The 24152-nt window shown below is 70.5% G+C and carries 18 protein-coding genes; 16 read left to right on the forward strand and 2 right to left on the reverse strand.

Going from position 1 to position 24152, the window contains the following annotated elements; translation table 11 throughout:
- Positions 1–408: 408 nt before the first annotated feature.
- From OG519_RS30470 to OG519_RS30545, 16 genes are all read left to right on the forward strand, one after another.
- Entirely contained in the window at positions 409–1329 is a 921-nt protein-coding gene (locus tag OG519_RS30470; RefSeq protein WP_405590630.1) for a JmjC domain-containing protein, read from the forward strand.
- A gap of 46 nt (positions 1330–1375) precedes the next feature.
- Positions 1376–2314, forward strand: coding sequence for a JmjC domain-containing protein (locus OG519_RS30475; RefSeq protein WP_405590633.1), 939 nt, complete (start codon positions 1376–1378; stop codon positions 2312–2314).
- A gap of 297 nt (positions 2315–2611) precedes the next feature.
- Positions 2612–2737: a hypothetical protein gene (locus OG519_RS30480; protein ID WP_405590636.1), complete on the forward strand. Its 126-nt coding sequence runs from the start codon at positions 2612–2614 to the stop codon at positions 2735–2737.
- A gap of 147 nt (positions 2738–2884) precedes the next feature.
- A complete protein-coding gene (locus OG519_RS30485) occupies positions 2885–4111 on the forward strand; it encodes a JmjC domain-containing protein (protein WP_405590638.1) in 1227 nt (408 codons plus the stop codon).
- 76 nt (positions 4112–4187) lie between these two features.
- Positions 4188–7289: a lantibiotic dehydratase gene (locus tag OG519_RS30490; RefSeq protein ID WP_405590641.1), complete on the forward strand. Its 3102-nt coding sequence runs from the start codon at positions 4188–4190 to the stop codon at positions 7287–7289.
- 50 nt (positions 7290–7339) lie between these two features.
- Positions 7340–8155, forward strand: a complete 816-nt coding sequence (locus OG519_RS30495; protein WP_405590644.1) for a DUF6065 family protein — start codon at positions 7340–7342, stop codon at positions 8153–8155.
- Between the two features lie 334 nt (positions 8156–8489).
- A complete protein-coding gene (locus OG519_RS30500; RefSeq protein ID WP_405590646.1) occupies positions 8490–8690 on the forward strand; it encodes a hypothetical protein in 201 nt (66 codons plus the stop codon).
- The gene (locus tag OG519_RS30505) at positions 8684–10987 is read left to right on the forward strand and encodes a TOMM precursor leader peptide-binding protein (protein WP_405590649.1); all 2304 of its coding nucleotides are present in this window, start codon (positions 8684–8686) and stop codon (positions 10985–10987) included. The genes OG519_RS30500 and OG519_RS30505 overlap by 7 nt, the downstream gene beginning before the upstream one ends.
- 9 nt (positions 10988–10996) lie before the next feature.
- Entirely contained in the window at positions 10997–12439 is a 1443-nt protein-coding gene (locus tag OG519_RS30510; protein ID WP_405590651.1) for a SagB family peptide dehydrogenase, read from the forward strand.
- Positions 12436–13239: an HlyD family efflux transporter periplasmic adaptor subunit gene (locus OG519_RS30515; RefSeq protein WP_405590654.1), complete on the forward strand. Its 804-nt coding sequence runs from the start codon at positions 12436–12438 to the stop codon at positions 13237–13239. Before OG519_RS30510 ends, OG519_RS30515 begins: the two co-directional genes overlap by 4 nt.
- A 3-nt stretch (positions 13240–13242) precedes the next feature.
- A complete protein-coding gene (locus OG519_RS30520; protein WP_405590657.1) occupies positions 13243–15459 on the forward strand; it encodes an NHLP family bacteriocin export ABC transporter peptidase/permease/ATPase subunit in 2217 nt (738 codons plus the stop codon).
- A 2-nt stretch (positions 15460–15461) separates the two neighbouring features.
- Positions 15462–18395 (forward strand): NHLP bacteriocin export ABC transporter permease/ATPase subunit, encoded by a 2934-nt coding sequence (locus OG519_RS30525; RefSeq protein WP_405590660.1) that lies wholly within the window; start codon positions 15462–15464, stop codon positions 18393–18395.
- Between the two features lie 11 nt (positions 18396–18406).
- A complete protein-coding gene (locus OG519_RS30530; RefSeq protein WP_405590663.1) occupies positions 18407–19417 on the forward strand; it encodes a hypothetical protein in 1011 nt (336 codons plus the stop codon).
- A gap of 42 nt (positions 19418–19459) precedes the next feature.
- Positions 19460–19615 (forward strand): hypothetical protein, encoded by a 156-nt coding sequence (locus OG519_RS30535; RefSeq protein WP_405590666.1) that lies wholly within the window; start codon positions 19460–19462, stop codon positions 19613–19615.
- A gap of 108 nt (positions 19616–19723) precedes the next feature.
- Positions 19724–20953 carry a JmjC domain-containing protein gene (locus OG519_RS30540; protein ID WP_405590669.1) on the forward strand — a complete coding sequence of 410 codons (1230 nt, stop codon included), beginning with the start codon at positions 19724–19726 and terminating at the stop codon, positions 20951–20953.
- A 144-nt stretch (positions 20954–21097) separates the two neighbouring features.
- Positions 21098–22585 carry a SagB family peptide dehydrogenase gene (locus OG519_RS30545; protein ID WP_405590672.1) on the forward strand — a complete coding sequence of 496 codons (1488 nt, stop codon included), beginning with the start codon at positions 21098–21100 and terminating at the stop codon, positions 22583–22585.
- A 21-nt stretch (positions 22586–22606) separates the two neighbouring features.
- On the opposite strand, the gene OG519_RS30550 is transcribed toward OG519_RS30545, so the two are convergent.
- Positions 22607–23368 (reverse strand): IclR family transcriptional regulator, encoded by a 762-nt coding sequence (locus OG519_RS30550; RefSeq protein ID WP_405590675.1) that lies wholly within the window; start codon positions 23366–23368, stop codon positions 22607–22609.
- The gene (locus OG519_RS30555) at positions 23341–24144 is read right to left on the reverse strand and encodes an ATP-binding protein (RefSeq protein WP_405593121.1); all 804 of its coding nucleotides are present in this window, start codon (positions 24142–24144) and stop codon (positions 23341–23343) included. The genes OG519_RS30550 and OG519_RS30555 overlap by 28 nt, the downstream gene beginning before the upstream one ends.
- Positions 24145–24152 lie beyond the last annotated feature (8 nt).

The following is a 24152-nucleotide window of genomic DNA, read 5'->3' on the forward strand; positions in this document are numbered from 1 at the left end:
TCAGAAAAGCTCTTCATGGGTCACGCTCCACTCAACCGCCACTACCGTGCGCAAACCTCACTGAAGCCCGGCTCTGCTCGCGATTGGGGATCAGAATGTCGGCATAGTATCCCCCGTCCAGCGGTCGGCAAAAAACTTTCACTGACTGAAAGTCCGCTGGGCACCCCCGGTTGTTCGGCGCCTGCCCAACCACCTTGAGTGAGACCGGCGGCGGTCCAGGCGTGTCCCGCGGTGCGAACCGAAACATCGCCCGATACCGAAAGGTGCACCGTAAACCGGTTCGGCTCGTGTTGACCGACCGACCGGCGACCATGTCTGCTGGCACAGGTCGGCCCGGCGACTGTCACCTCTTCCGGTCTTCCGGTCTTCCGGGCCTGTCCCGTTCCATCCCTGACACCAGGATGTGCCATGCCAGCAGAGCTGCCTCTCTGGGTCGGTGACGTCAGCACGTTCTTCGCGACGTACTGGCGACGGGAGCCCTTCGTCTTCGACACCGCGCCGTACGCGCCCATGGACATCCGTGATGTCGACGCGGCACTCGCCGGCGGGCTGCTGCGAACACCGCACCTGGAGATGACCACGGCGGAGGAGCGAATCGACCCCGCCCGGTACACGACCTCCAGGGAGGTGCTGTACCAGCAGGCCACCGGCTACGCCGATCATGAGCGGGTCCTCGAGTTCCTCAAGGGCGGCGCCACGTTGCTGTTGCGCAACACCGAGCACTGGCACCGGCCGACGGCCGAACTGGTCCGCCGGATGTCCGATGAGCTGGATCGGCGGGTGGAGGCGTTCTTCTTCGTGACGCCGCCGGGCGGCCAGGGGCTCGCCCTCCACCGGGACGACGCGGACGTGCTCCTGCTCCAGGTGTCCGGAAACAAGCAATGGACGGTCAAAGGCGGCCCGTCCCGGGGCGACTGGCAGATCGGCAAGGTGACCGAGGACGCCGGTCCGGCACTGCTGGAGACCACGCTCAGCCCTGGCCAGGTGCTGTACATTCCGCGCGGCTACGCCCACTCGGCGGTCGGACACCAGGGATTGTCGCTCCACCTGTCGCTGACCGTGCGGGAGGTCGGGACGCCGCACCTGGTGCGCGCTCTCCAGCGGCTGCTGGTGCACGGGCTCCGGTTGCCCGGCCGGCCGCTGGACGACGAGACGCTGCTGGCGGGTGCCGCCACGTTGATCGAGGCGGTCCGCGAGCGCATCGCCACCGTGGAGCCGGCCGATCTGCTGAGGAGCGCCAGGGAGGCCCAGCGGGTCCAACCGCTGAACGACCACGACCGAGCGGACCTCACCGCCTTCGCGGCCGGACTGCTTTCCCATGGTGGTTGACATCGCAACCGCCGGCGCCGCCGCACCAACCTTCGAAGGAGACACCATGCCGGCCGAGGAACTAGCCAACTGGGTGGGAGACGTAGAGGCCTTCACCAGCGAGTACTGGCACCGGAAGCCGGGGGTCTTCCACCCGGGACAGACGCCGGCCAGCCCGCTGAGCCTGGCTGACGTCGACACCGTGGTGGCCGGCGGCCTGCTGCGGACCCCGCACCTGGAGATGACCCGGGCGTCGAAGGTCATTCCGGACGAGGCGTACACGACGTCCCGCCTGATCGGCGCCGAGGCGAAGGGGTTCGCCGACCCCGTGCGGGTCATCGAGCAGCTCAAGGACGGCGCCACGCTGCTGTTGCGGAACACCGAGCAGTGGCACCGCCCGAGCGCGGAACTGGCCCGGCGGCTCGCCGACGAGTTCGGCCGCTGGGTCGACGCGTACTACTTCATCACCCCGCCGGGCGCACAGGGACTTCCGCTGCACAGGGACGACGCCGACGTCCTGCTGTTCCAGGTGGAGGGCAGCAAGGCGTGGACGGTCAAGGGCGGTCCGGACACCGCGAACTGGCGCCAGGGCCGGGTATCCGGCGACCCCGGGCCCGATCTCCTGGAGACAACGCTCCACCCGGGCGACGTGCTGTACATCCCCCGCGGGCACGCCCACATGGCGGTCGGCAACGAGGGGCTGTCCATGCATCTGTCCTTGACGATCCGGGAGGTCGGAGCGCAGGAACTCGTCCGCGCCGCACCGCGGTTGCTCCTCGGCGGGCTCAAGCTGGCCACCCGGCCGCTGGATGACGAGTCGCTGCTCGCGTCCGCGGCCCACGTCCTGGACCTGATGCGCGCGCGACGGTCCGAAGTCGGCCCCCAGGAACTGCTGGACCACGCGCGCCTGGCGCAGCGCCGGTTCCCGCTCGACGAGCACGACTCCGGCGGCATCCTGGAGTACGCGGCGAGCCTGCTGGAGGAGCGCGGTGCGGCGGCGGCGTAGCGACACCGGCGCGGTTCGCCGCGCGGCTTTCCGAGAACGCCTGAAGGGGCGTCCTGATACGTCGGACCGACGTATCAGGACGCCCCTTCAGTTTTTGACTCAAGCCGCCGACGTGGATTTATCCTCGTGTTTTCCAAAGCGGGCAACCGAGTTCACAGAAAGGAGACCGAGACCGATAGCGGACGTACCGAGAGGGGCACCACTAGATTGGGATGAGCGCGTTGACGCCGACTTGCTCCGTGTGGCTGAATGAAGGAGTTCCGAAAGCGGAGCGACTTACACGATGGGAGACCAGCCATGAGCCCTGAGCCCGAAGAGACCCAGAACGACGACGTCGAGGTCGAGGAGCTTCTTGACGAGGTGGCCGGCGGCCGTTTCGTCAGCGGCATCCTGGACCCGATCGTGACCAGCGACGTCATCTGAGCTGGTCCGGTCCGGTTCGGTCCGATCGTCGCACCGGCGTTCCTCGTGTGATCAACAGATCCGCGTGGAACGCCGGCGGCATTTACGGAAAAGCCGGCAGCCCGGGAACGGTCTAGGAAAAGCAAGGAATGGATGGTACTTCGCACTATGGATCTCCGAGCCCTGTCGCGCCTCGTTCCGGCACCCGAGAAGTTCCTGGCCGGGCCGCCCGGCCATCCGGTGACATGGACCGTTCCCGATGATTCCATCCCTGCCATTTTCGGCCTCGCCGAGATAGACCGGGTGATGGCGAGCGGGCTGCTCAGCAACCGGCGCGTCAGGATGTTCGACAAGAACGGTCAGATTCCGGCGTCGCAGTACGTCTGGGGCGAGAACGCGCCGCAGCCCGGGCTCCAGGGGCACCTGCGCCCGCACGCCGTCAACCGACTGGTCCGCTCGGGGGCCACCCTGGCGATGAACGACCTCGAACAGGTCTGCGAACCGCTCGGCGACCTGTGCCGCCGACTCGTCCTGGAGACCGGTCAGTCCGTAACCTCGGCGGCGTTCCTCACCCCGCCCGCGAGTTTCGGGCTCGCCGCGCACCACGACACCGAGTCGGTCCTGCTGATCCAGACGCACGGCAGCAAGGTCTGGCAGGTGCGGGAGCCCGCGCGACCCGAGCCGTTGGCGCACGAGAAGCATGTGAAACTCAGCGCCGAGGACGCCGACCGCGTCGCCCGGCGCGCGCCGGACGTGGAAGTGACCCTCCGGGCCGGCGACGCACTGTGGATTCCGCGCGGCTGGTTGCACGGCGCGGCCACCACCGAGGAGTCGTCGCTGCACGTCACCATCGGATTCACGCCGTATACGCGCTACTGGCTGGCCAACCAGATCGTCCGTAGCCTCGACGATCGGCAGGTGGACTTCCACGTGTTCCGGGCCGACCTGCCCTGGGGCGTCGGTGAGGACGAGGCGCGGCTCGAAGCGGAGGTCGCCGAGACCGTCGAGCACCTGCTCGCGGCGCTGCGGCAACTCGACCACCCGGCCGTCTCCGCACGGGTGCGGCAGGTGATGCGCTCGCGGTACTTCACGCCCAAGCGCCCCCAGCCCATCTCGACCGCGGTCGAGTCCGGCGCCGGACTCGACACGCGGGTGGTCATGGTGCGCGAGGCGGTGAGCGGGACCGACCGACTCGCCGACGGGCGGCTGCGGCTGAATCTGCGGGATACCGCTGTCACCGTGCCGGCCGCGGCCGCGGACTGGGCCGAGACCCGGTTGGCCATGGACTCCACCGAGCCGTGGAGTGCCGAGGACCTGATCCCCGGGCTGACCGAGACCGCGGCGGTCGGCCTGGTCACCGGGATGCTGCGCGAAGGAGTCGTGCGCGCGGTCTGAGTCCGGTCCCGCCCCCGTACCGCGACGAGGAGAAACGAAGAACGACATGGTTTGGCGTCAGGAAGGACCTCCGTCCGTGCATGCGCAACCCGCGTACCGCGCGATGCAGTTCGGCATGCTCCGGATGCCGCAGTTCCCGGTCAGAAACGAGCTGCCCCGACTCGGCGCCATGGCTGTCGAGGACGCGACGGACACCGAGCTGACCACGTTTCTCACCGCGGCGCACGATCACCCCGCACTGCGCGAGGCGGTCGCCGTCGGAGCGCCGGCGCTCGGTGACCTGCTCCACCGGGTGGCCCGGGGCGAGCGGTTGAGCCGCAAGCAGTTGCGCAAGGCGGCCGTCTCCGTCACCCGGTACACGCTGCGGGCCGGCACGCGCAGTACCCCGTTCGGGCTCTTCGCCGGTGTCGCGCCGGTCGTCTTCGCGGAGAGCGCCTCGGTACGGGTGGGGCCGCACCATACCAAGCACGCCCGGCTCGACGGCGCCTGGCTGGTCGGCCTGGTGCGGTACCTGGAACAGCGACCTGAGGTGCTCCATGCCCTCGACATGGTGGCCAACGACAGCTGCGTTCAGAAGGGCAACCATCTGCGTGTTCCGCTGAGGTCCACCCGTGGCAGGCGTTCAGGCGCGCTCGCGTCGGGCCTTGTGGTCGTCCGGGCCCGGCCGCTTGTCCTCGCGGCGGTGGCCGGAGCGCGCCGGCCGATCGGATTCCTGGAGCTGCGCGGGCGGTTGAGCCGTCAGTTCCCCGACGTTCCGCTGCCCCGGCTGGAGGACGCCCTGGCGCGGCTGGTCCGCGCCGGTGTGCTGCTCACCAGCCTGCTGCCTCCGCTGGACTCCCCTGATCCGCTGGACCATGTCCTGCGGCAGGTCGCGGCCGTACCCGAGCTGCCGGTTCTCGCCCGGCTGCGCGAGGCGCCCGCGGTTTTCGCGGACTACGGCCGTCGCGCGATCGGGCAGGGCTTCCCCGAGCTGCGGGCCGCCGTCGAGGCGGTCGATCCCGGATACGCCCCGGGAGGCAGCCCGGTCCAGGTCGACCTGCGCGCCGACGCGCGGGTCGCGCTGCCGCAGGCGATCGCCGACGAGGCGGCGGAGGCCGTGAGCCTGCTGTGGCGGATCGCGCCGACCAGCGGCAAACAGCACACGGCCCTGCGCGACTACCGCGACCGGTTCGTCGAGCACTACGGGCGGGAGGCCACCGTCCCGCTGATCGAACTGCTCGACCCGGAACGAGGACTCGGCGCACCGCGATGGCAGCGTGAAGGCGCCGACCGCGCCCGCGAACCGGGGCCGGAGGGCGCCGAAGCCGCTCCTGAGCGGTCCATGGCACTGGCCGAACTCGCCTGGCCGGCCGGCGGTTACGTGCCGGAGGTCGAGCTGACCGCGGAGCTGGCGGACCGGCTGACCCGGGTCTCGGCCGCCCCACCCTCGCCCACCGTCGAGGTCATATGCGAGCTGCTGGCGACCGGCACGGACGCCGTCGACCGGGGGGACTTCCGGCTGGTGGTGCGGAGCGGCAGCCAGCAGGCCGGCGCGCTGCTCGGCCGCTTCGCCCACCTGCTGCCCGAACTCGACGGTCCGCTGCGGTACGCGGTCACCGTCGGCGTACCGGCAGCCAGCAGGCCGGCGCAGCTGTGCTTCCAGGCTCCGGACGGAGTGGCGTACAGCGTGGCCAACGCTCCGCGTCTGATCGAAAAGGTGGTCAGCGTCGGAGAGTTCCGCGCGGCGGGAGCAGACGTGCTGCGGGCCGACGAGCTGGCCGTAGGCGTGCACGAGGATGGCCTACGCCTGTTCTCGGCCGTCACCGGGGACGAGATCCATCTGGTCAACGTGAACGCGCTCAGCGCGCCGATGGCGACCGACCCAGCGGCCCGGCTCCTGCGGGAGATCACCCTCGACAACGGCAGGATCTGGGCGGAGTGGGACTGGGGCCCGTTCGCGCCGGCCCCCCGCCTGCCGCGGATCCGGTACGGACGGTCGATCCTCGCCCCGGAACGCTGGCGTCCCAGCCTGGACATGCGGGAGGCGGCCGGCGACTGGCAGCGGTGGAAAGCCGCCTTCGACGTGTGGCGGGCGGCGTACGAGGTGCCCCGGACCGTGCAGGTGGGCAGCCGCAGCGACTACCGCCTGGCACTCGATCTGGACCAGCCCGCGCACCAGCGGCTGCTGCACGAGGAGTTGCGTCGGCGGCCGTGGGAACGCATCGAGGAGAGCCTCGCCACCGCCGACACCGCGACCGGCTGGTCGGGCGGTCGGTGCGCGGAACTGGTCGTCCCGCTGCGGGCGGCCGAAGAGCCCGCGGCCCGCGGCGCGTCCGCCCGGCGCACGGCTGTCGGGCCGGTCGCGCACCCGATGGCGGGCGGCTGGCTCTTCGCCAAGATCTACAGCTCCAGTCACCTGCACGAGGAGATCCTCGCCGACCGGCTGCCCCGGCTGATCGAGGCCCTCGGCGACGCTGTCGACCGCTGGTTCTTCATCCGCTACGCCGACCCGGCGCCGCACCTGCGGCTGCGGCTGCACGGCACCCCGGAGGCGCTGCGGACGGTCCTGCTGCCGCTGCTCGGCGACTGGACGCAGGAGCTGCGCGGACGGGGACTGGCCGCGGACTGGGCGCTGAGTCCCTACCGCCCGGAGACCGAGAGGTACGGCGGCGCCGGGGTGCTCGCGGACGCCGAGGCGGTGTTCCAGGCCGACAGCGAAGCAGTGGTCACCCAACTGTCCCTGGCCCGCCGCAAGGCGCTGAACGCGGACACGCAGTTGATCACCGCGCTCAATCTTGTCGCCCTGGCGCGGGGGGCGCTCGGGCAGGACTGGGCCGACTGGCTGCTCCGGGTGGTGCCCCGGGAGCCCCATCGCGAGGTATTCAGGGCGCGGCGGGCCGAACTGCGCGCGCTCTTCGAACTCGACGGCGAGCTTCTGGCGAAGCGGTGCGGGGGCTCCGAGCTCGCCGCCGCCTGGGAGAAACGGGACCGGGCACTGGCCCGCTATGCCGAGGGGCTGCGGCGGCAGCCGAGCGGTCCGGAGCCCGGGGAGCCGCGCGACCGCGCCCTGAGGTCCCTGATGCACATGCACCACAACCGGGCGGTCGGCAGCGACCGCGAGTCCGAGCGGGCCGTGCACGCCCTGGCTCGGGGCTTCGCCGAACTCACCGCCGGAGTCCGGCGGTTCGGCCGCGGCTGAGGGAGAACAGCCGACCCCCGGGACCGGATCCCGTCGACCACCAAGCCGAGATGAGGAATTCAGTGCCCGTCGTACGGACCGACGAAGACGATCAGGAGCTGCCCCTCATCGGGTACACGGTCGCCGAGAGAGCCGCCATGCGGATCGTCCCCGCGCCGGCCAACCGCGCGTGGATCGCCGCCGGCAGCGACGGGTTCGCCCGACGCTGCCTGCCTTTGATGATGGCCAACCAGGCGGAATGGTGGATCCTCAACAGCCACACCTTCTCGGCGATATGGGAGGGGAATCGCAGGTCGTCCGCGCTGCGCCTCGACTACGGGGACCAGCAGGACCCCTATCCCGCGGTGAGTCACTTCGGGCACGGCATCATCACCTTTGAGCTGCCCTTCCTCTTCCGCACGCCCCCCGGCTGGAACCTGACCGCCGGCGGGCCGACGAACCTGCCGAAGGACGGTGTCTCCCCGCTGGCCGGGCTGATCGAGACCGACTGGACGAGCGCGTACTTCACCATGAACTGGCAGATCACCCGGCCGGACACCACCATCGTCTTCGAGGCGGGCGAGCCGATCTGCGCGATACGTCCCGATCGCCGGGGTGATCTGGCCCGCTTCCGGCCGGTGCTCCTCCCCAAGGACGGATCCCCGGCGGAACAGGGCAGCCGGGAATTCGAGGAGTCCCGGGTGAAGTTCGGCACGGAGCAGCGAATACCGGGCACGCCGGCCTACGCCGCGAAGTGGCAGCGCCACTACCTCAGAGGCGAGAGCGTGACCGGTGAGAGGTTCCCGGATCACGAAAAGAAGCTGAAATTGCGGCCCTTCGGATCTCCGGGCGACCCCACTCCCGAGAGCCGCTCCGAACTACCCTGACCAGTCGAGTGATCCGCACCGAGAAGGTCAACCGCGGACACCGAAAGACACGCCGCTAAGTATGCCGGAACTCGTTGACGAGGGACGCGCTTTTCTGGCTCGATGTAAGCGGCGGCCGATTTCGCACGAGCTGGCCGGAGATCGACGCGGACCGCAGGACGGAAGGACGTAGACAGTGCTGCCACCGAAATCCGACGAATTCATTGACTGTTACACGCGCCTCCTCACGCAGGTATGGTCGAGCGAAGAATTCTCTCGACGCCTCGATGACGACCCGTCCGCCGTCCTGTCGGAAAGCGGACTGGAGACCTCCCCGTCCGCGACGGTGGAAGTCGTGCGGGACGGAGCCGCGGACGCGGATCTCGGTGTCCAGATCGATCTGTGGCGCCGGGGGTACAGCACCGGCCGCTTCGTCCTCTACGTACCCCGGCTGCCGCAGATGGACGTCCGCGAACTCAGCGACGCGGACCTCGGCGACCTGGCCGGCGGTGCGAGCACCTGCTGCTGCAGCCCGTGCTGCTGCCAGGCATGGTGAATGGCACCGCGATGCTCGCGACAACCGGGAAGCTGCGTCTCAAAGCACACCTGACCGCTGTCCCGCTCCGGCCGGACACGGTGCTGGTGATGGGCGAGGAGCAGAACTACGTGGTCTCCGGCGCGGCCACCGCGCTGGTGGCCCGTCATCTGGACGGGCGGCACTCGGCCGGTGAGATCCTCGCGGCGACAGCGGACCGCTCCACTCCGGCGGAGGCGTATCTCGCGCTGACCCGGTTCAGGGAACTCGGCTGCCTGACCGCCGACCACCTGCCGGGCACCGAGTTGCGCGAGGTCGCCTTCTGGGAGTCCTACGGCCTCACCGCCGGAGAGGCGAAGTCCCGGCTGGCCCGGCAGACCGTTGTCCTGATCCCCTTCGGGCGGGTCGAGCCGGCCGTGGCGAAAGCGGTTGACGTGCTGGAGGCCTCGGGTGTCCGGGTCCGGGTCGACGCCGCGGGTGCCCGGCCGGCGCCGGATGAACTGGCGGTGGCGATCACCGACGAGTACCTCGACCCGCGGCTGGCCGAACTCAACGATCACGCGCAGGCCTCGGGCCGGCCGTGGCTCCTTCTCAAGGCCCAGGGGCGCGAGGTGTGGGTCGGACCGTTTTTCCACCCGGGGCGGACCGGCTGCTGGGAGTGCCTGCGCGGCCGCCTGGAGGACAACCGGCCGGTGAGCCTGTTCGTGCGCTCCGCCACCGGCGGCGGCGCCGTGCCACGCCTGTCGGTGGCGGCCTCGTCGGCTTCGGTGGGGCTGGCTGTCCAGTTCGCCGCCAACGCGATCACGGCCTGGCTGCTCACCGGAGCGTGCCCGGTCGAGGGCCACCTGCTGTCCGTCCACACCGGGATCCTGGAGACCGAGCGGCACCCGCTGGTCCGCCAGCCGCAGTGCGCCGCCTGCGGTGACGCCTCGCTCGCCGACCAGCCGGTCGCGATCACGCTCGCGCCGGACCCGGTCGGTCCTGACCGCGACAACGGATGGCGCGTCGTGTCCGCCGAGGTGACACAGCGCCGGCTGGACCGGCACGTGGACCGGCTGCTCGGTGTGGTGAGCGCCGTACGCTCCCTGACGCCCGACCTGGGCACGGTGACGCACAGCTACCAGGTGGCGCACGGCTTCGCCGCCTCCCGGAACCTCGGCGACCTGCGGCTCAGCCTGCGCGGGCGCAGCGGCGGCAAGGGCCGTACCGACGTCCAGGCGCGGGTCAGCGGTGTCTGCGAGGCGGTCGAGCGCTACTGCGGTGTCTGGCAGGGCAACCGCCGTACCATCGAGGCCAGTTACCACTCGCTGGGCGACCGGCGGGCGGTCGGCCTCGACCAGCTGCTGCTCTTCTCGCAGCAGCAGTACGCACACCGAGCGGTATCGAACGGTTCGGCGGGGCGCTCCGAGTTCGTGCCCGAACCGTTCGACGGCGAGGCGCCGATCTCCTGGTCCACCGCCTGGTCGCTGTCCGAGGAACGGGAGCGCCTGATACCGGCCGCGTACGCCTGGTACGGCCATCCCGACCTCGACCACCACTTCTGCGTGCCCGACTCCAACGGCAGCGCCGCAGGCAATACCCGCGAGGAGGCGATCCTCCAGGGCTACTGCGAGCTGGTGGAACGCGACAGCGTGGCGATGTGGTGGTACGGACGGCTGCGCCGCCCGGGCGTCGACCTGGACAGTTTCCAGGACCCCTACATCGACGAGCTGCGGGACTTCTACGCCGGTCGCGGCCGGGAGATCTGGGTGCTGGACCTCTCCGCTGACCTGGGCATCCCCACGTTCGCGGCGCTCTCGCGCCGGGTCGACGGACCCGTGGAGGACATCGTGCTCGGCTTCGGCTCGCACCTGGAGGCCTCCGTGGCCCTGGTGCGGGCCCTGACCGAGATGAACCAGTTCCTGCCCGGCACGGACCTCGTGGAGCGGGGCGGGGGCACGCTCGGATACCGCGAGGACGACCGGGCCATCACCCATTGGTGGCGCACCACCGCGGTACGGGACAACACGTGGCTGCTGCCGCACCCCGGCCTGCCCGCCACCACCGCCTCCGCGGGCGCCGGCGTCCGCGGTCTGCACCTGGCGGACGCCGTACGCCACTGCGTGGAGACCGCCCGGGCGGCCGGCCTGGAGGTCATCGTGCTCGATCAGAGCAGACCTGACATCGAGCTGTCCGTGATGAAGGTCGTGGTGCCGGGCCTGCGCCACTTCTGGCGCCGGCTGGGCCCGGGACGGCTCTACGACCTGCCGGTCCGGCTGGGCTGGCTGGACACACCGCCGACCGAGGCGGAGTGCAACCCCGTCAGTCTGTTCTTCTGAGGCCGGCCGATGACCACCGAGATCATCCGCCTGCGGGAAGGCGTCGACGTCGTCCCGGACGCCACCGGCGTCACCTTCGTCCAGCCCGGTCGCGGCGGCGGCGCCGGTCCCATCACGGCCGGGCAGCACGCGATGCTGCGCCTGCTGGCCGGGACCGGCGGCACCCGGCGACGGCTCACCGAGGAGGTAACGGCGACAGACGGCCCGGCGGGCATCGCCCACGCCTACGCCCTGCTGACGGCGCTGTGGCGGGGCGGGTGGCTGCGCGGCACGCTGGAGGCGGACGGGCGCGCGATGGTCAGCATCGAGCCGTCCGGAGCTTCCGGCGCCTCCGGTTGGCCGGCCGCCACGCGGTTCGGCCCGGTGCCGGAGCCCTTCGGCGGCGCCGTGGTGCTGTCCCGTTTCGCCCTGGCCCGCCGGTCCGCGGGCACCCTGCTGCTGGAGTCCCCGCGCACCGGCGCGGTGGCGACGCTGCACGACGCCCGGGCCGCGCTGCTGCTCGGTCGGCTCGTGTCCCCGCTGAGCCCGCAGGCCGCCGCCGACCTGGGGGAGTGGGCGCCCGCTGTGCTGGCAGCGCTGCTCGACTGCGGACTGGCGGTGCCGGAGGAGTCCGCGGAGGAGACGGAACCCTCGCTGCGGCAGTGGGCACCGCACGAGCTGTGGTTCCACGTGCGCAGCAACGCCGCCTCGCCCGGGCAGCCATGGGGAGGCACGGCGTGGGCCGGGCACCGCTTCCCCCCGCTGCCGGCCCGGTCGCCCGCCGCGGGAACGGACCGTGTCCTCCTTCCCGTCCCCGATCTGGACGCGGTCACGGCGACCGATCCGCCACTGACCCAGGTGATCGAGTCGCGCCGCTCGATCAGGGAGCACGACGACGAGCGGCCCATCGATGTCCCGCGACTGGGCGAGTTCCTGTACCGCACGGCGCGGGTGCGGCGGATCCGGGAGTTGGGCGGCACCGAAGTCGTCGACCGGCCCTACCCGTCGGGCGGCTCGCTGCACGAGCTGGAGGTGTACCTGGTGGCCGGCGACGTCGTCGGCCTGGAGCGGGGGCTCTACCGGTACGACGGCGTGGAACACGCCCTGGACCGGCTCGCGCCCTACGAGCAGCACGTGGCCGAACTGTCGGCACGTGCCGCGTCCCTGGTGAACATGGCCGGACTCCCGCAGGTCGTCATCGTCCTCAGCGCCCGCTTCGGCAGGACGATGTGGAAGTACGAGTCGATGGCCTACGCCCTGGTGCTGAAGAACACCGGTGTCCTCCAGGCCTCCATGTACATGGTGGCGACCGCGATGCGGCTGGCCCCCTGCGCCATTGCCGGTCCGGACGCCGGAGTCTTCGCCCGGGCGACCGGTCTCGACCCGGCGACCGAGGCCAGCGTCGGCGGATTCGTCCTGGGTACCACACGGCGACGGCCGCCGTCCCGCAGAGAAGGTGAGCAGCCATCATGAAATTCCGTCCGCAAGCCCTGGCCAGACTCCAGAGTCCAACGGCTCTCGACGCCCCCATCCAGCTGGCCCGCCCCCGCACCCTGTTCTCCCTGAGCGTGGTGGCACTGCTTCTGGTCAGCGGAGCGTTCTGGGCGGTGACCGGTGCGATACCCCGGCAGACTCAGGCGGCGGGGATCTTGACCCACGCCGAGGGCAGTATCCATCTGCAGAGCCCGTACGCCGGCCAGATCACCGGTGTCTTCGTTTCGACGGGATCGGTCTTCCTGGCCCACACCCCCCTCTTCACCATCGAGAGCGACGGCCACTCGCAGACCGTCCGGTCCATCACGGGCGGCCGCATCATCAGCGTGCTCGGCAGTGTCGGCCAGGTGGTTACCGCCGGGACCGAACTGGCGGTCATCGAGCGCATCGACGAGTCCCACGACCCGCTGGTCGCCGTCGTGTATCTGCCGCAGGCATCCGCGGGTCTGGTGCGTGTCGGCAGCCAGGTCGACCTCAGTGTGGCCTCCGCCCCCGCGGCCCAGTTCGGTGTGCTGCGCGGAACGGTGCAGGCGATCGGGCAGTTCCCGCAGACGGAGGCGCAGATCTCCAATTTCCTCGGCGACCCCCAACTGGCGAGCACCTTCTCGGCTCAGGGACAGCCGCTCGGCGTCACCGTTCGCATCACGCCCGGCAGGACGACGAGCGGCTTCAGCTGGTCGAAGAGCTCGGGGCCACCCTTCCAGGTCGATTCGCGCACCCTCGTCACCGCCGCCATCCACCTCCCCCCCATCAAGCCCGTCGATTGGGTGGTGTCCTGACCCATGCCCGCCACAACCAGTGAGAGGGCCGCGGCCGGCCGGGCCGCGGACCGCCGCCGCGGCAGGCGCGCCAAGCGCGTCAAGACCCACTCGGTCCTCCAGATGGAGGCGGTCGAGTGCGGCGCCGCCAGCCTGGCCATGGTGCTGCGCCACTTCGGGCGCCACGTCCCGCTCGAAGAACTGCGGACCGCCTGCGGAGTCTCGCGCGACGGTTCGAAGGCCTCCAACATCCTCAAGGCCGCCCGCGAATACGGCATGACCGGCAAGGGCGTACGGGTCGAGCCGGAGGATCTGGCCGCCGGACGGTTGCCGGTGATCCTCTTCTGGGAGTTCAACCACTTCGTGGTCCTGGAAGGATTCGGCCGCCGGTACGGCAAGGAGATCGTCCACCTCAACGACCCGGCGCAGGGCCACCGCAGTGTCACCGCCGCCGAGTTCGACGAGTGCTTCACCGGGGTGGCCCTCGACCTGAGGCCCGGGCCTGACTTCCGGCCCGGTGGGAACCCGCCCGGGCCGCTGTCCGGTCTGGCGCAACGGCTGCACGGCAGCGCTCTGCTGCTCGTCCTGGCGGTACTGACCAGTCTGCTCCTCACGGTGACCGGGGTGGCGCTGCCCGCGTACACCCGCGCCTTCGTGGATGTCATCCTGGTCGGCGGGGACTCCTCGATCCGGCTGCCCTTCTTCCTGCTGATGGCCGTCACCATCCTCGCCACGGCCGTCCTCACCGGGCTGCGGCAGTCCTTTGTGCTGCGGGTGCGGATCGTCAGTGCGACCATCGGCAGCGCCCGCTTCCTGCGACACCTGTTCCGGCTGCCCGCCGGCTTCTTCAGCCAGCGAAGCCCCGCCGACATCACCAACCGCATGCAGTCGAACGACACGGTGGCGATGACGCTCGCCAACGACCTGTCGGGGGCGGTGATCAACACGATGGTGATCCTGCTGTACGCCCTGCTGATGTGGACGTACAGCGTGTGGCTGACGGCCTTGTGCGTAACGGTCGCGATGGGGAACATCGTGGCTCTGCGGCTGGCGGCGCGGGCCCGCTCCAACGGCGTCAACCGGCTCGCCGCCGACCGGTCCGCCTTCCTGACCACCTCCTACAACGGTCTCCAACTGGTCGAGAGCATGAAGGCGTCCGGCGCCGAGAACGAGCACTTCCGCCGGTGGGCGAGCGACCACGCCACCGTGATGACGGGCCAGCAGAAGGTCGGCACGCCCTCCGCGATGCTCGCGGTGGTCGGTCCGGCGCTGGCCGGCGTCAACGCCACGATCATCCTTCTGGTGGGCGGCCTCCAAGCCATGTCCGGCCATATCTCGATCGGCCTGCTGGTCGCCTTCCAGGCCCTGGTCACCGCGTTCACCTCACCGATCAGCCAGCTCACCACCATCGCCGGCCGGGCCCAGGACTTCGGGGTCCAGCTCAGCCGGCTGCGGGACGTGGAGAACTTCCCCGTGCAGGAGACCGTCGAGGATCCGGCGGAAGGGTCGCGCCTGCGCAAACTCACCGGGCGACTCATCTTCGACGAGGTGTCCTTCGGCTACAGCCCGCTCGCCCCGGCCCTCCTGCAAAAGCTCTCCTTCTCGGTGGGCCCCGGCGAGCAGGTGGCGCTGGTGGGCGGCTCCGGCAGCGGAAAGTCCACGGTGACGCGGCTGCTGTCCGGTCTGCACCGCCCCTGGGAGGGTGCCATCACGATTGACGAGACACCCCGCCAGGACATCCCGCGGGTGCTCTTCAGCGCCTCGGTCGCCTTCGTCGATCAGGACATCTTCCTGTTCGAGGGAACCGTCCGGGACAACATCACCCTGTGGGACCCGTCCGTACCCGACGACGACATCGTCACCGCCCTGAAGGACGCGCAGATCTACGACGTGGTCTCGTCCAGGCCCGGCGGCCTCTACAGCGAGGTCAAGGAGGACGGCCGCAACTTCTCCGGTGGCCAGCGGCAGCGGCTGGAGATCGCCAGGGCCCTCGTCCGCAACCCCAGCCTGCTGGTGCTGGACGAGGCGACCAGCGCTCTGGACGCCGAGACCGAGAGCCTGATCACCGACAACCTCAGGCGTCGCGGCTGCGCCACCGTGGTGGTGGCCCACCGTCTGAGCACCATCCGGGAAAGCGACCGGATCATCGTCCTGGAGCGCGGCCTGATGGTCGAACAGGGCGCCCACGAGGAGCTCGTCTCCGCGGCGGGTCGCTACGCCCAACTCATCGGGGAGCACTGACCATGACCGTGACGCAGCTGCGCACCACCGAGCCGCAGTCCCGGAGCTGGGACCCCCTCGCCCGGCTGGGCGAGCACGTGGACTGCGCCGTCCGCCAGATATCGCTGCGGCACCCGGGCGCCCTGTGGCTCATCACAGCGGGGGAGTTCGACCTCTACGCGGTCGACATCGCCGGTGGCGGCCCGTGGCACCACATCGGCCGACTCGAGCCCGGCACCATCTGCCTGGCCCCGACCTCCGGGCCGCGCCACGACTTGGTGATGCGGCCGCTGCGCGGTGCGGGGCTGCGCCGGCTGTCCGTCCGCGAGACGGTCCGGGCCATCGAAAGTTGCGAGGACGGCGCCACGACCACCCGTACCCTTGTCGCCGCTCTGGCCGAGGGCGTCGACCGCGGCCTGTCGGTCCTGATGGACTTCACCCGGGATGGTCTGCCGCCGCAGGACTTCGAGGCCCTCGTCCCGGACACCGAGGTCGACCTCGAAGAAGGCGGCAGCGGGCGGCCGCTGGAGGGCGTCGTCTGGGTGGACGTCCTCGCCGGTGAGGTGCGCGCGGGCGGGTCCACCGACAGCGCCTCGATCGCGCGGGCCGACAGCCTGACCCTGGGCCCGCAGGACTGGCTCAGCAGCACCTCGGCGGCCCGGGTGCGCGTCCGCTCCACCCGCAATCTGCACCGCGACGGTGAACTGTGGCGGAGCGTGCTCCAGTTCGAGAACCGCGTCCTCTACACGATCGACCGGGCCATCGAGAGCAAGGAAGCGCGCTCCGCGTCCCGGATCAAGGCCGGACTGGCCGCCAACCGGGCCGCCGACGACCGGGCCGAGCGGGCCCTGGGCGGTGCCCTGCGACTCACCGATCAGCGGATCCTGCGGTCCAGGGCGACCGACGAGGACGCGACCTCGGCCGCCTGCCGGATGGTCGCCCAGACGATGGGCATCGAGCACTTGCCCGCGGACGGCCCGTCCCCGAAGTCGCAGGTCGGGCCGATCGAGCAGTGGGCGGTGCGGGCCCGGCTGCGGACGCGGGTGATCGCCCTCAAGGACACCTGGTGGCGGACCGACGTCGGCCCGCTGGTCGGCCACCGGCGGGACAACGGCGAACCGGTGGCGCTGCTCTGGCACCGCGGCAGGTACCAGGCCTGGGACTCCGCCACCGGCACCGCGACCAACCTCGACGAGGGTGCCGCCGCGGCGTACCAGCCGCACGGTGTCATGCTCTACCGGCCACTGCCCGAAACCGCGGTCAGCAACTGGCGCTTGGTGCGCGAGGGGCTGCGCGGCGCGGGCGGCGACATCCGCTCCGTCGCGACGAGCACCCTCATCGCGGTGGTTCTCAGCGTGCTGGTGCCGCTCAGCACCGGCACCGTACTGGGCCGGCTGGTGCCGCAGGCCGAGCGCGGCCTCATCGTGGAGATATGTGTCGCCCTGCTGATGGCCACGGTGGCCTCGGCGGCGTTCGGAGTGATGGAGAACCTGGCACTGCTCCGGCTGGAAGGCCGGTTCGAGGCCACGGTGCAGGCCGCGGTGTGGGACCGGCTGCTGCGGCTGCCGGTGACCTTCTTCAAGCGCTACTCCACCGGTGAGCTGGCCGGCGCGGCCCTGGGCGTGGCCGACATCCGCACCGTACTGATGGGGGTGAGCTCCACCGTCCTCTACGCCGGCGCGGTCGCGCTGGTCAACTTCGTGGTGCTGTTCTGGATCAGCGTGCCGCTCGGCCTGCTCGGCGCCGCCTTCGTCGTCGTCGGCCTCGGCGCCTTCGCCGTGCTGGGCACCCGGCAGATGCGGTGGCAGACCAAGTCGCTCCAGCTGGGCTACCAGTTGACCAACAAGGTCTTCCAGAAGCTCCGCGGCCTGCCCAAGCTCCAGGTGGCCGCCGCGGAGAACCGGGCCTACGCCGACTGGGCGGACACCTTCTCCCAGCAGAAGGAGCTGCAGAAGCGGATCGGCCGCTACCAGAACGCGGTCACCGTCTTCAACGCCGCCTTCACCCCCAGTTGCCTGCTGGTGTTCTTCCTCGTCACGTCGAGCTCCGCCGCCCACCTGTCGGTACCGAGCTTCCTGGCGTTCAACGCGTCGTTGACGATCATGCTCGCATCGCTCACCCAGGTGACCGGTGGAGTCGCGTCCGCCGTCGCCGTGGTCCCGATGTTCACCCGGCTCCGGCCGATCCTCCAGGAGCCGCTGGAGTCCTCGGCGCTGAGCATCGCCCCGGGCGAACTCTCCGGGGACGTCGAGGTCAACCACCTGACGTTCGGCTACGCCAAGGACGCGCCTCCGGTGCTCGACGATGTCTCCTTCCGGGTGCGGCCCGGCGAGTTCGTCGCCGTGGTCGGCGCCAGCGGCGGCGGGAAGTCGACCCTGCTGCGGATGCTGCTCGGCTTCGAGACGCCCGACGCCGGCACCGTGCTGTACGACGGACAGGACCTCTCCTCCCTGGACAGCGCCGCCGTCCGGCGGCAGTGCGGGGTGGTGCTCCAGCAAGTCCAGCCGTTCAGCGGCTCCATCTTCCAGGCGATCACCGGAGCCCTGAACTACTCGCTGGACGAAGCGTGGGCGGCGGCCGAACTCGCCGGGCTGCGCGCGGATATCGAGGCCATGCCGATGAACATGCACACGTACATCAGCGACGCCTCGACGCTCTCCGGCGGACAGCGGCAGCGCTTGGCCATCGCGCACGCCCTCATCCGGCGCCCCCGGATCCTCTTCTTCGACGAGGCCACCAGCGCGCTGGACAACGCCACCCAGCAGACCGTCACCGAGGCCACCCGGCAGCTACGGGCGACCCGGATCGTGATCGCGCACCGGCTGTCCACCGTGATGGACGCCGACAAGATCATCGTTCTCTCCCAGGGCCGGGTGGCCCAGTTCGGGTCGCCCGCGAGCCTGCTCGAAGACACGAACGGCCTGTTCCACCAGCTCGTCCGCCGACAGATGCAGTGATGGGAAACACCATGAGCAGACACAGACCTCCTCGCGTACCCGTCGCCGTGTGCTGGCTGCTGGCGGGCGCGGCGGTCGTCACCGGATGCGGTACCGCCACGCGGACCGCCGCGGCCCCACCGCGCCCGGGGGCGCCCGCGGTGACCACCGCACAGGCGGCGGCGGTCGTACGGGCGTACGACCAGCAGAACAACGCGGTGAACGCCGCTTTCGACGCGACCGGTCTGGCGACGATCGAAAGGCCCCCGCTGCGCACCTCCAGCGTGGCCCTGATGACCATCAGCAAGACGCTGCGGCAGAAGATCCCGCAGATCACCAGCACCGACCCGCACTTCGTCGTCCCCGCCCAACCGGGTTACCCGCGCTGGTTCCTTTCGATCTCCCAGCGGGTGATCGGCGGCGTCCCGGCTCCGCAGCCCACATATGACGTCTACTACCAGGAGACGCCGGCGGACCACTTCCTGGCCGCGTTCGCGCTGACGCCCAGCGAGCAGGAGACGGTCGGCCCCTTCGCGCTGAACTCGGCGGGCGCGGCCGCGTCCGTCAGCTCGGGCGCGGGCCTGCTCATCGCTCCCACCGACCTGGGCCAGGCGATCACCAGCCACTACGTGCGGGGTCTGCGGGACAAGGACGCGTTCGCGTACAGCCCGCCGCTGGACGACATGCTGGGAAACGGTTTCACCCTGGGCCGCAAGGTGCTCGGCTCCCGAGGCGTCACCCTGACCCGCGCGCTGGCCTCCGTCGCCCCGCAGGCCTTCGCGCTGCGCACGGCCGACGGCGGGGTGGTGGCCTTCACCGCGATCACCGTCACCGACCGCCTGGTGGCCAAGACGGCCCAGGCGACCGCGTCGCTGCGTGCCGGGAGCAACGACGCGGCGCTGCTGGGCAGGCCCGCGGGTGCGACGGCCAGGTCCTTCACCATCGACCGGCTCGAAATGTTCATGACCTACATCCCCACCAAAGCGTCCGGCATGAAGGCGAAGGTCCTCGCGTACAGCGAGACCGGCGTGTCGGTGAAGTAACCCGGCGCCGAACGGCGCCGGAAACCCCCAGAAAGGAACACCATGGCCGACAAGAAGAAGGCTCAGCAGTCCGAGGCCGCCCGCACCGCGGGCGAGCAGCACCTCGTGGAGGACACCGACCAGGAACTCACCGAGGAGGACCTGGAGATCGTCGATGGTGGCGACGGCGGCCAGACCACCTACCCGCCCTACCTGTAGCCCGCCGACGCCCGGGTGCTGGGTACTCGGGCCCCCGCGGCCGGGCCGGTCCTCCACGAGAGCCGGCCCGGCCGGAAGCACCCCGACCTCTGCCGAACAGGGTTAGCCATGCAGTTGCGCGCTCTTTCCTCGCTCGTCCCCGACCCGACCGCGTTCGTCTCCGCACCGCCCGACGCACCTGTTGTCTGGGAGATGCCGGCGGAGCCGCTGACCCGGCTGCTCACCCTTGCCGACGTGGACCGCGTCGTGGGCCAGAACCTGTCCTCCGACAAGCTCAGGGTCGTCAGCGACGGCGTCACGGCGCCCGTCTCGTCCTATCTGAGCCGTGCGGGAGGCGCCGGCCGCTCCAACGCCCGTTCCGCGGGAAGCGTGAGCCCTTCCCGGGTCGGCAGACTCCTGGCGAAGGGCTCGACCCTGGTGCTGGACGGTCTCCAGCACGTCTGGGAACCCACCGCCGAACTCTGCCGGCGGCTGTCGTTCGAGAGCGGCTGCTCCCCGGTGGACGCCTCCGCCTTCCTCACGCCGGCCGGAGGCCGCGGCTTCGGGTACCACTGGGACATCGAGTCGGTCCTCCTGGTGCAGACGTCCGGCAGCAAGACATGGCACCTGCACACGCCGGTCCGCCCACTTCCCCTGGCTCACGAGTGGGAAGCGCTCAGTGACGCCGACCAGGAGCGGTGCCGGACACGTCAACCCGACCTGGCCGTCGACCTGCGGCCGGGACAGGTCCTGTGGATACCCCGTGGCTGGATCCATGGAGGGCACACGACCGACCGCCCCTCCCTCCACGTCAGCTTCGGATTCCTGCCGTTCACCCGCTACTGGCTGGCGATGCGTGTCATCCAGGCGATGGACGAACGGCGCCCGGAGTTCGACACTCTGCGCCACCGCCTTCCCATGGGCATCGGCGGCCGGCCGCAGGAACTGCGCCTGGCCGTCGCCGATGTCGCCGCCGCACTCGCGGCGGCGCTGCCTCACGTCGACACCGACGCGGTGGCCGCCGACGCCGCTCTGGGGATGCGCGGGGATCTCCCGGATGCTCCCATGCACGCCGCCTCCCTCCTGTCGGCAACCGTCACCGCCGATACCCGGGTGCGGCTGGTCCCCGAGCACATCACCGGTCTGGACGCACGGCCCGACGGCCGGTTCACGCTGAGCGTCGGCACCGTGGCGATCACCGTCGGTGAGAAGGCGGGGCGCTGGCTGGCCGATCGCCGGGAGCAGGCCACCGATCAGCCCTGGTGCGCGGCGGACATGGCACCAGCCACCGACGACGGGGCCGCGATCCGCCTGGTGGGCGAGCTGCTGACCTCGGGGGCGGCCAGGGTGGCACCCTGAGCGTCACCCCGGACTCGCGCCCGCCCGCCACGCGCGGCGAACCACTCCCGGGCACCGACCGCGCCGCCGGGCAGAACCACTGCTCCGGTCCCCCCGCCAACGATCCGTGCCGGGCCGACCGCTCGTGAGAAGGACGGAACTCCCGTGTTCATCGCCGAGAACATCCACAGCACGCTGCGGTCGGAGGTCGACCTCTACCTCGACGAGGTCCGCACCATCCTGTGGAAACCGCCACGTTCCCTGATCATGCGCGGCGTGCCCCCCCAGGTGCAGGACCGCCTGCGCAGACTCGCCGACGGCCCGGTGCGCGTATCCGAACTCGGCCGCGCGCTGGAGGCCGGGGCCGGCAAAGAGAAGTGGGCCCGGGTCCTGGACACGGTGGGGCACCTCCTCGAACACCGCGTCCTCGATGACGGTGACGAGCTGATGCGCGTGCTGCCAGTCCGTCAGCTCCCCTGGTGCGACGTGCCACCGGCCGAACCGCACCGGCCCGTCCGACTGTCCCGGTTCAGCTACGGCCACTCGGTGGACGATGCCTTCGTCCTCGAATCCCCGCGGGCGGCGGCCCAGGTCCTGCTCACCCACCGGACCGCCGGCGCGCTGGCCTTCGCGATGGCGCAACCGGTCACACCCGCCGACCTGGCCGATCGGCTCGGCCTCGGCCTCGGCGTCGTCAGCCAGTTGGTCGGCCTGCTGTGCGGGCTCGGGCTCGCGGAGGCCGCGCACCCGCCGAAGCCCGGTGATCCGGATGGTAGCGAGCCGGTCTTCCCCGAAGAGGGAGATCCGGTGCTGGATCAGTGGGACTTCCACGAGATGCTGTTCCAGGCCCGTACCCGGCCGCTGTCCGCGCCCCCGCACCGCTTCTACAACGTGCACCCGGCCGAGCCCCCGGTCATGGCGCCGCTTCCCGGGCCGGCCGTCGAACTGCCGCGTCCCGAATGGGCCGAGGTCCACCGCAGAGACCCGTCGCTGACCGAGGCGATCGAGTCCCGCAGATCGGTGCTGGCATCCGCCGAGGAACCGCTGGGTGCGGCGGAGCTGGGCGAATTCCTCTATCGGGTGGCCCGCGTCCGCAGCTGGTACGGCACCGGTCCGGGCCTCTATTACGACTGGGAGTCCCGTCCGCCCTACGAACGCACATCCCGTCCCTATCCGAGTACGGATCATTGCCACGAACTGGAGCTGTTCGTGACCGTCGGCCGCTGCGCCGACATCCCCGCCGGTCTCTACCACTACGACCCGATGGGCCACCGGCTGGAACCGGTCGGCGAGAAAAGGGCCGACTTCCTGGCCCTGACCGCCGACATCAGCAGATCGTCCGGCGCCCGGCCGGACATTCACTTCACGGTCGTCGCCCGCCATCAACGCGTGGGCTGGAACTACGCCTCGATCGCCCACGCGCTGACGCTCACGCACGTGGGCATCCTGTACCAGACCATGTACCTTGTCGCGACCGCCATGGGGCTGGCCCCCTGTGCGCTGAAGAACACCGGAGACCCCGACCTCGTCCGTCGCGTCTTCGGACTGACCGAGTTCAAGGAGGTCGTGGTGGGTGCTTTCGCCCTGGGCGCCATGCCTGACCGGCTGCCACCCGGAATAGCGCCGGGCCGCTGGCAGCCGGTCAACGAGTAGGGGTCCACTTCGTCGGCCGCTTTACGACGGGAACTGGCCGACCAGGGCTTGTGAGATGCCGCGGGCGGTCGCACGGACAGTGGGTGCGACCTCGTGGACGGATCGAGTCCCGCTGCGGAAGCAGATGGAAAGGGCTGCCACCACGGAGTGGTCCGGCCCGTAAATCGGTGCGCCCACGCAGTGGATGTCGGGGCCCATCATCCGATCGCTGGAGGAGTAGCCCTGCCTGCGCACCGCGGCCAGGATGGATCGGTACCGGTGGGCATCCGTGACGGTGCTGTCCGTGTAGCGGGGCAGCGGACCTGCCAGGTATTCCTCGCGCACGTCCTCGGAGGCATGGGCGAGCAGCACCAGTCCGGCTCCCGTGGCAAAAGTGCCGAATCGTCCGCCGGCGCGGCTGATGATCTGCGGAGCCTGCGGCGCGCTGAGACGTTCCAGAATGACCACGTCGAGGTGATTGCGCACGGAAAGGTGGATGTGCTGCTGCTTTGTCGGGTCGTAGAGATTCTGGATGAACGGCTGGGCGATATCCCGGATACCGTGGCCGCGCGGAGCAAGGGCGGCCAACTCCCAGAGTCGCAGACCCACTCTGTACCGCCGGTCGGGGCCGCGCTCGAGCGCCCCCCAGGCGGTGAGTTCGGCGACCCGGCGATGTACGGTGGGAAGCGACAGTCCGGTCCGCTGTGACAATTCCGTAAGCGTGAGTGCGGGAGTCTCGTCCGAGAACACTTCCAGCAGGGCAAGTATTTTGCCGGTCACCGATGGGCTGTTCGCATCCGACACCTTCTCCACCTCTCGCGCAGGGCTTTGTTCTTGTTCAATGCCCACTCGAAGCCTGCGGAGAATGAGGTCTTCGCGATGGCACCCGGGCGCCTCCGGAAGGCCTTAGGACATGAAAAGCCTACCATCAGCGCCATTGCCAGGTTCGGGCGTGACGAGTGCCTCCCGCCGGGCGGGCACCGACGGCCGGGGACGGCTTCCCACGGCTGGATCCGTGGCTCATCGCGGAGACGGAAACGCAGGTCGCCGTTGCCGTGACCGACTGCGATCCGGGCCCAGGCGGACTTCGCCGCCCGACACCGTCTTTGTGCCCGCAAATCCCGAGGCGGCCAAGGCGCGTCCTCACCGGCCGGAAATCGATTTCCTCGTGGGACTCGGCGGTCGCTGAGTGGCGCTCGTCGGGGGGCGACAAGATGCGTGCCGAATTCGAGAAGCAGTTGGGGTGACCGTGGCGCGCGGTCGGCAGTCGGTGCCGGCGCCGGTCCGCTGTCGAATCCCAGTGCCGTGCGCAGGGCTCCGCGCTGCGCGTGGTCAAGCTCGCCGAGGAATTCGGTGAGGGGGAAGAGGAGCTGGTTGAGCCCGGAGTAGCTCACGTCGGCTTCGAATTCGACTCCGGCGGCACGCACGACTCGCGTCCCCGCCGCGGACACCGCTTCCGCCGCGGCGTCGAGCAGAGCCGTTTTTCCCACTCCCGCCTGTCCGGACAGCGGGAGCGCACCACCGCGCCGGGTGGCAGCGAGGAAGTCACAGATGTCCCTGACTTGCCGCGAGCGCCCCACCAGAGAAG

Source organism: Streptomyces sp. NBC_01190 (genome assembly GCF_045039895.1).
Lineage (GTDB): Bacteria > Actinomycetota > Actinomycetes > Streptomycetales > Streptomycetaceae > Actinacidiphila.

Excerpts from the sequence above, each read along its gene's own strand:
- OG519_RS30530 (WP_405590663.1), top strand. The coding sequence starts at position 18,407 with ATGAGCAGACACAGACCTCCTCGCGTACCCGTCGCCGTGTGCTGGCTG.
- OG519_RS30485 (WP_405590638.1), top strand. The coding sequence starts at position 2,885 with ATGGATCTCCGAGCCCTGTCGCGCCTCGTTCCGGCACCCGAGAAGTTC.
- OG519_RS30540 (WP_405590669.1), top strand. The coding sequence starts at position 19,724 with ATGCAGTTGCGCGCTCTTTCCTCGCTCGTCCCCGACCCGACCGCGTTC.
- OG519_RS30510 (WP_405590651.1), top strand. The coding sequence starts at position 10,997 with ATGACCACCGAGATCATCCGCCTGCGGGAAGGCGTCGACGTCGTCCCG.
- OG519_RS30495 (WP_405590644.1), top strand. The coding sequence starts at position 7,340 with ATGAGGAATTCAGTGCCCGTCGTACGGACCGACGAAGACGATCAGGAG.
- OG519_RS30505 (WP_405590649.1), top strand. The coding sequence starts at position 8,684 with ATGGTGAATGGCACCGCGATGCTCGCGACAACCGGGAAGCTGCGTCTC.
- OG519_RS30515 (WP_405590654.1), top strand. The coding sequence starts at position 12,436 with ATGAAATTCCGTCCGCAAGCCCTGGCCAGACTCCAGAGTCCAACGGCT.
- OG519_RS30480 (WP_405590636.1), top strand. The coding sequence starts at position 2,612 with ATGAGCCCTGAGCCCGAAGAGACCCAGAACGACGACGTCGAGGTCGAG.
- OG519_RS30520 (WP_405590657.1), top strand. The coding sequence starts at position 13,243 with ATGCCCGCCACAACCAGTGAGAGGGCCGCGGCCGGCCGGGCCGCGGAC.
- OG519_RS30525 (WP_405590660.1), top strand. The coding sequence starts at position 15,462 with ATGACCGTGACGCAGCTGCGCACCACCGAGCCGCAGTCCCGGAGCTGG.
- OG519_RS30475 (WP_405590633.1), top strand. The coding sequence starts at position 1,376 with ATGCCGGCCGAGGAACTAGCCAACTGGGTGGGAGACGTAGAGGCCTTC.
- OG519_RS30470 (WP_405590630.1), top strand. The coding sequence starts at position 409 with ATGCCAGCAGAGCTGCCTCTCTGGGTCGGTGACGTCAGCACGTTCTTC.
- OG519_RS30535 (WP_405590666.1), top strand. The coding sequence starts at position 19,460 with ATGGCCGACAAGAAGAAGGCTCAGCAGTCCGAGGCCGCCCGCACCGCG.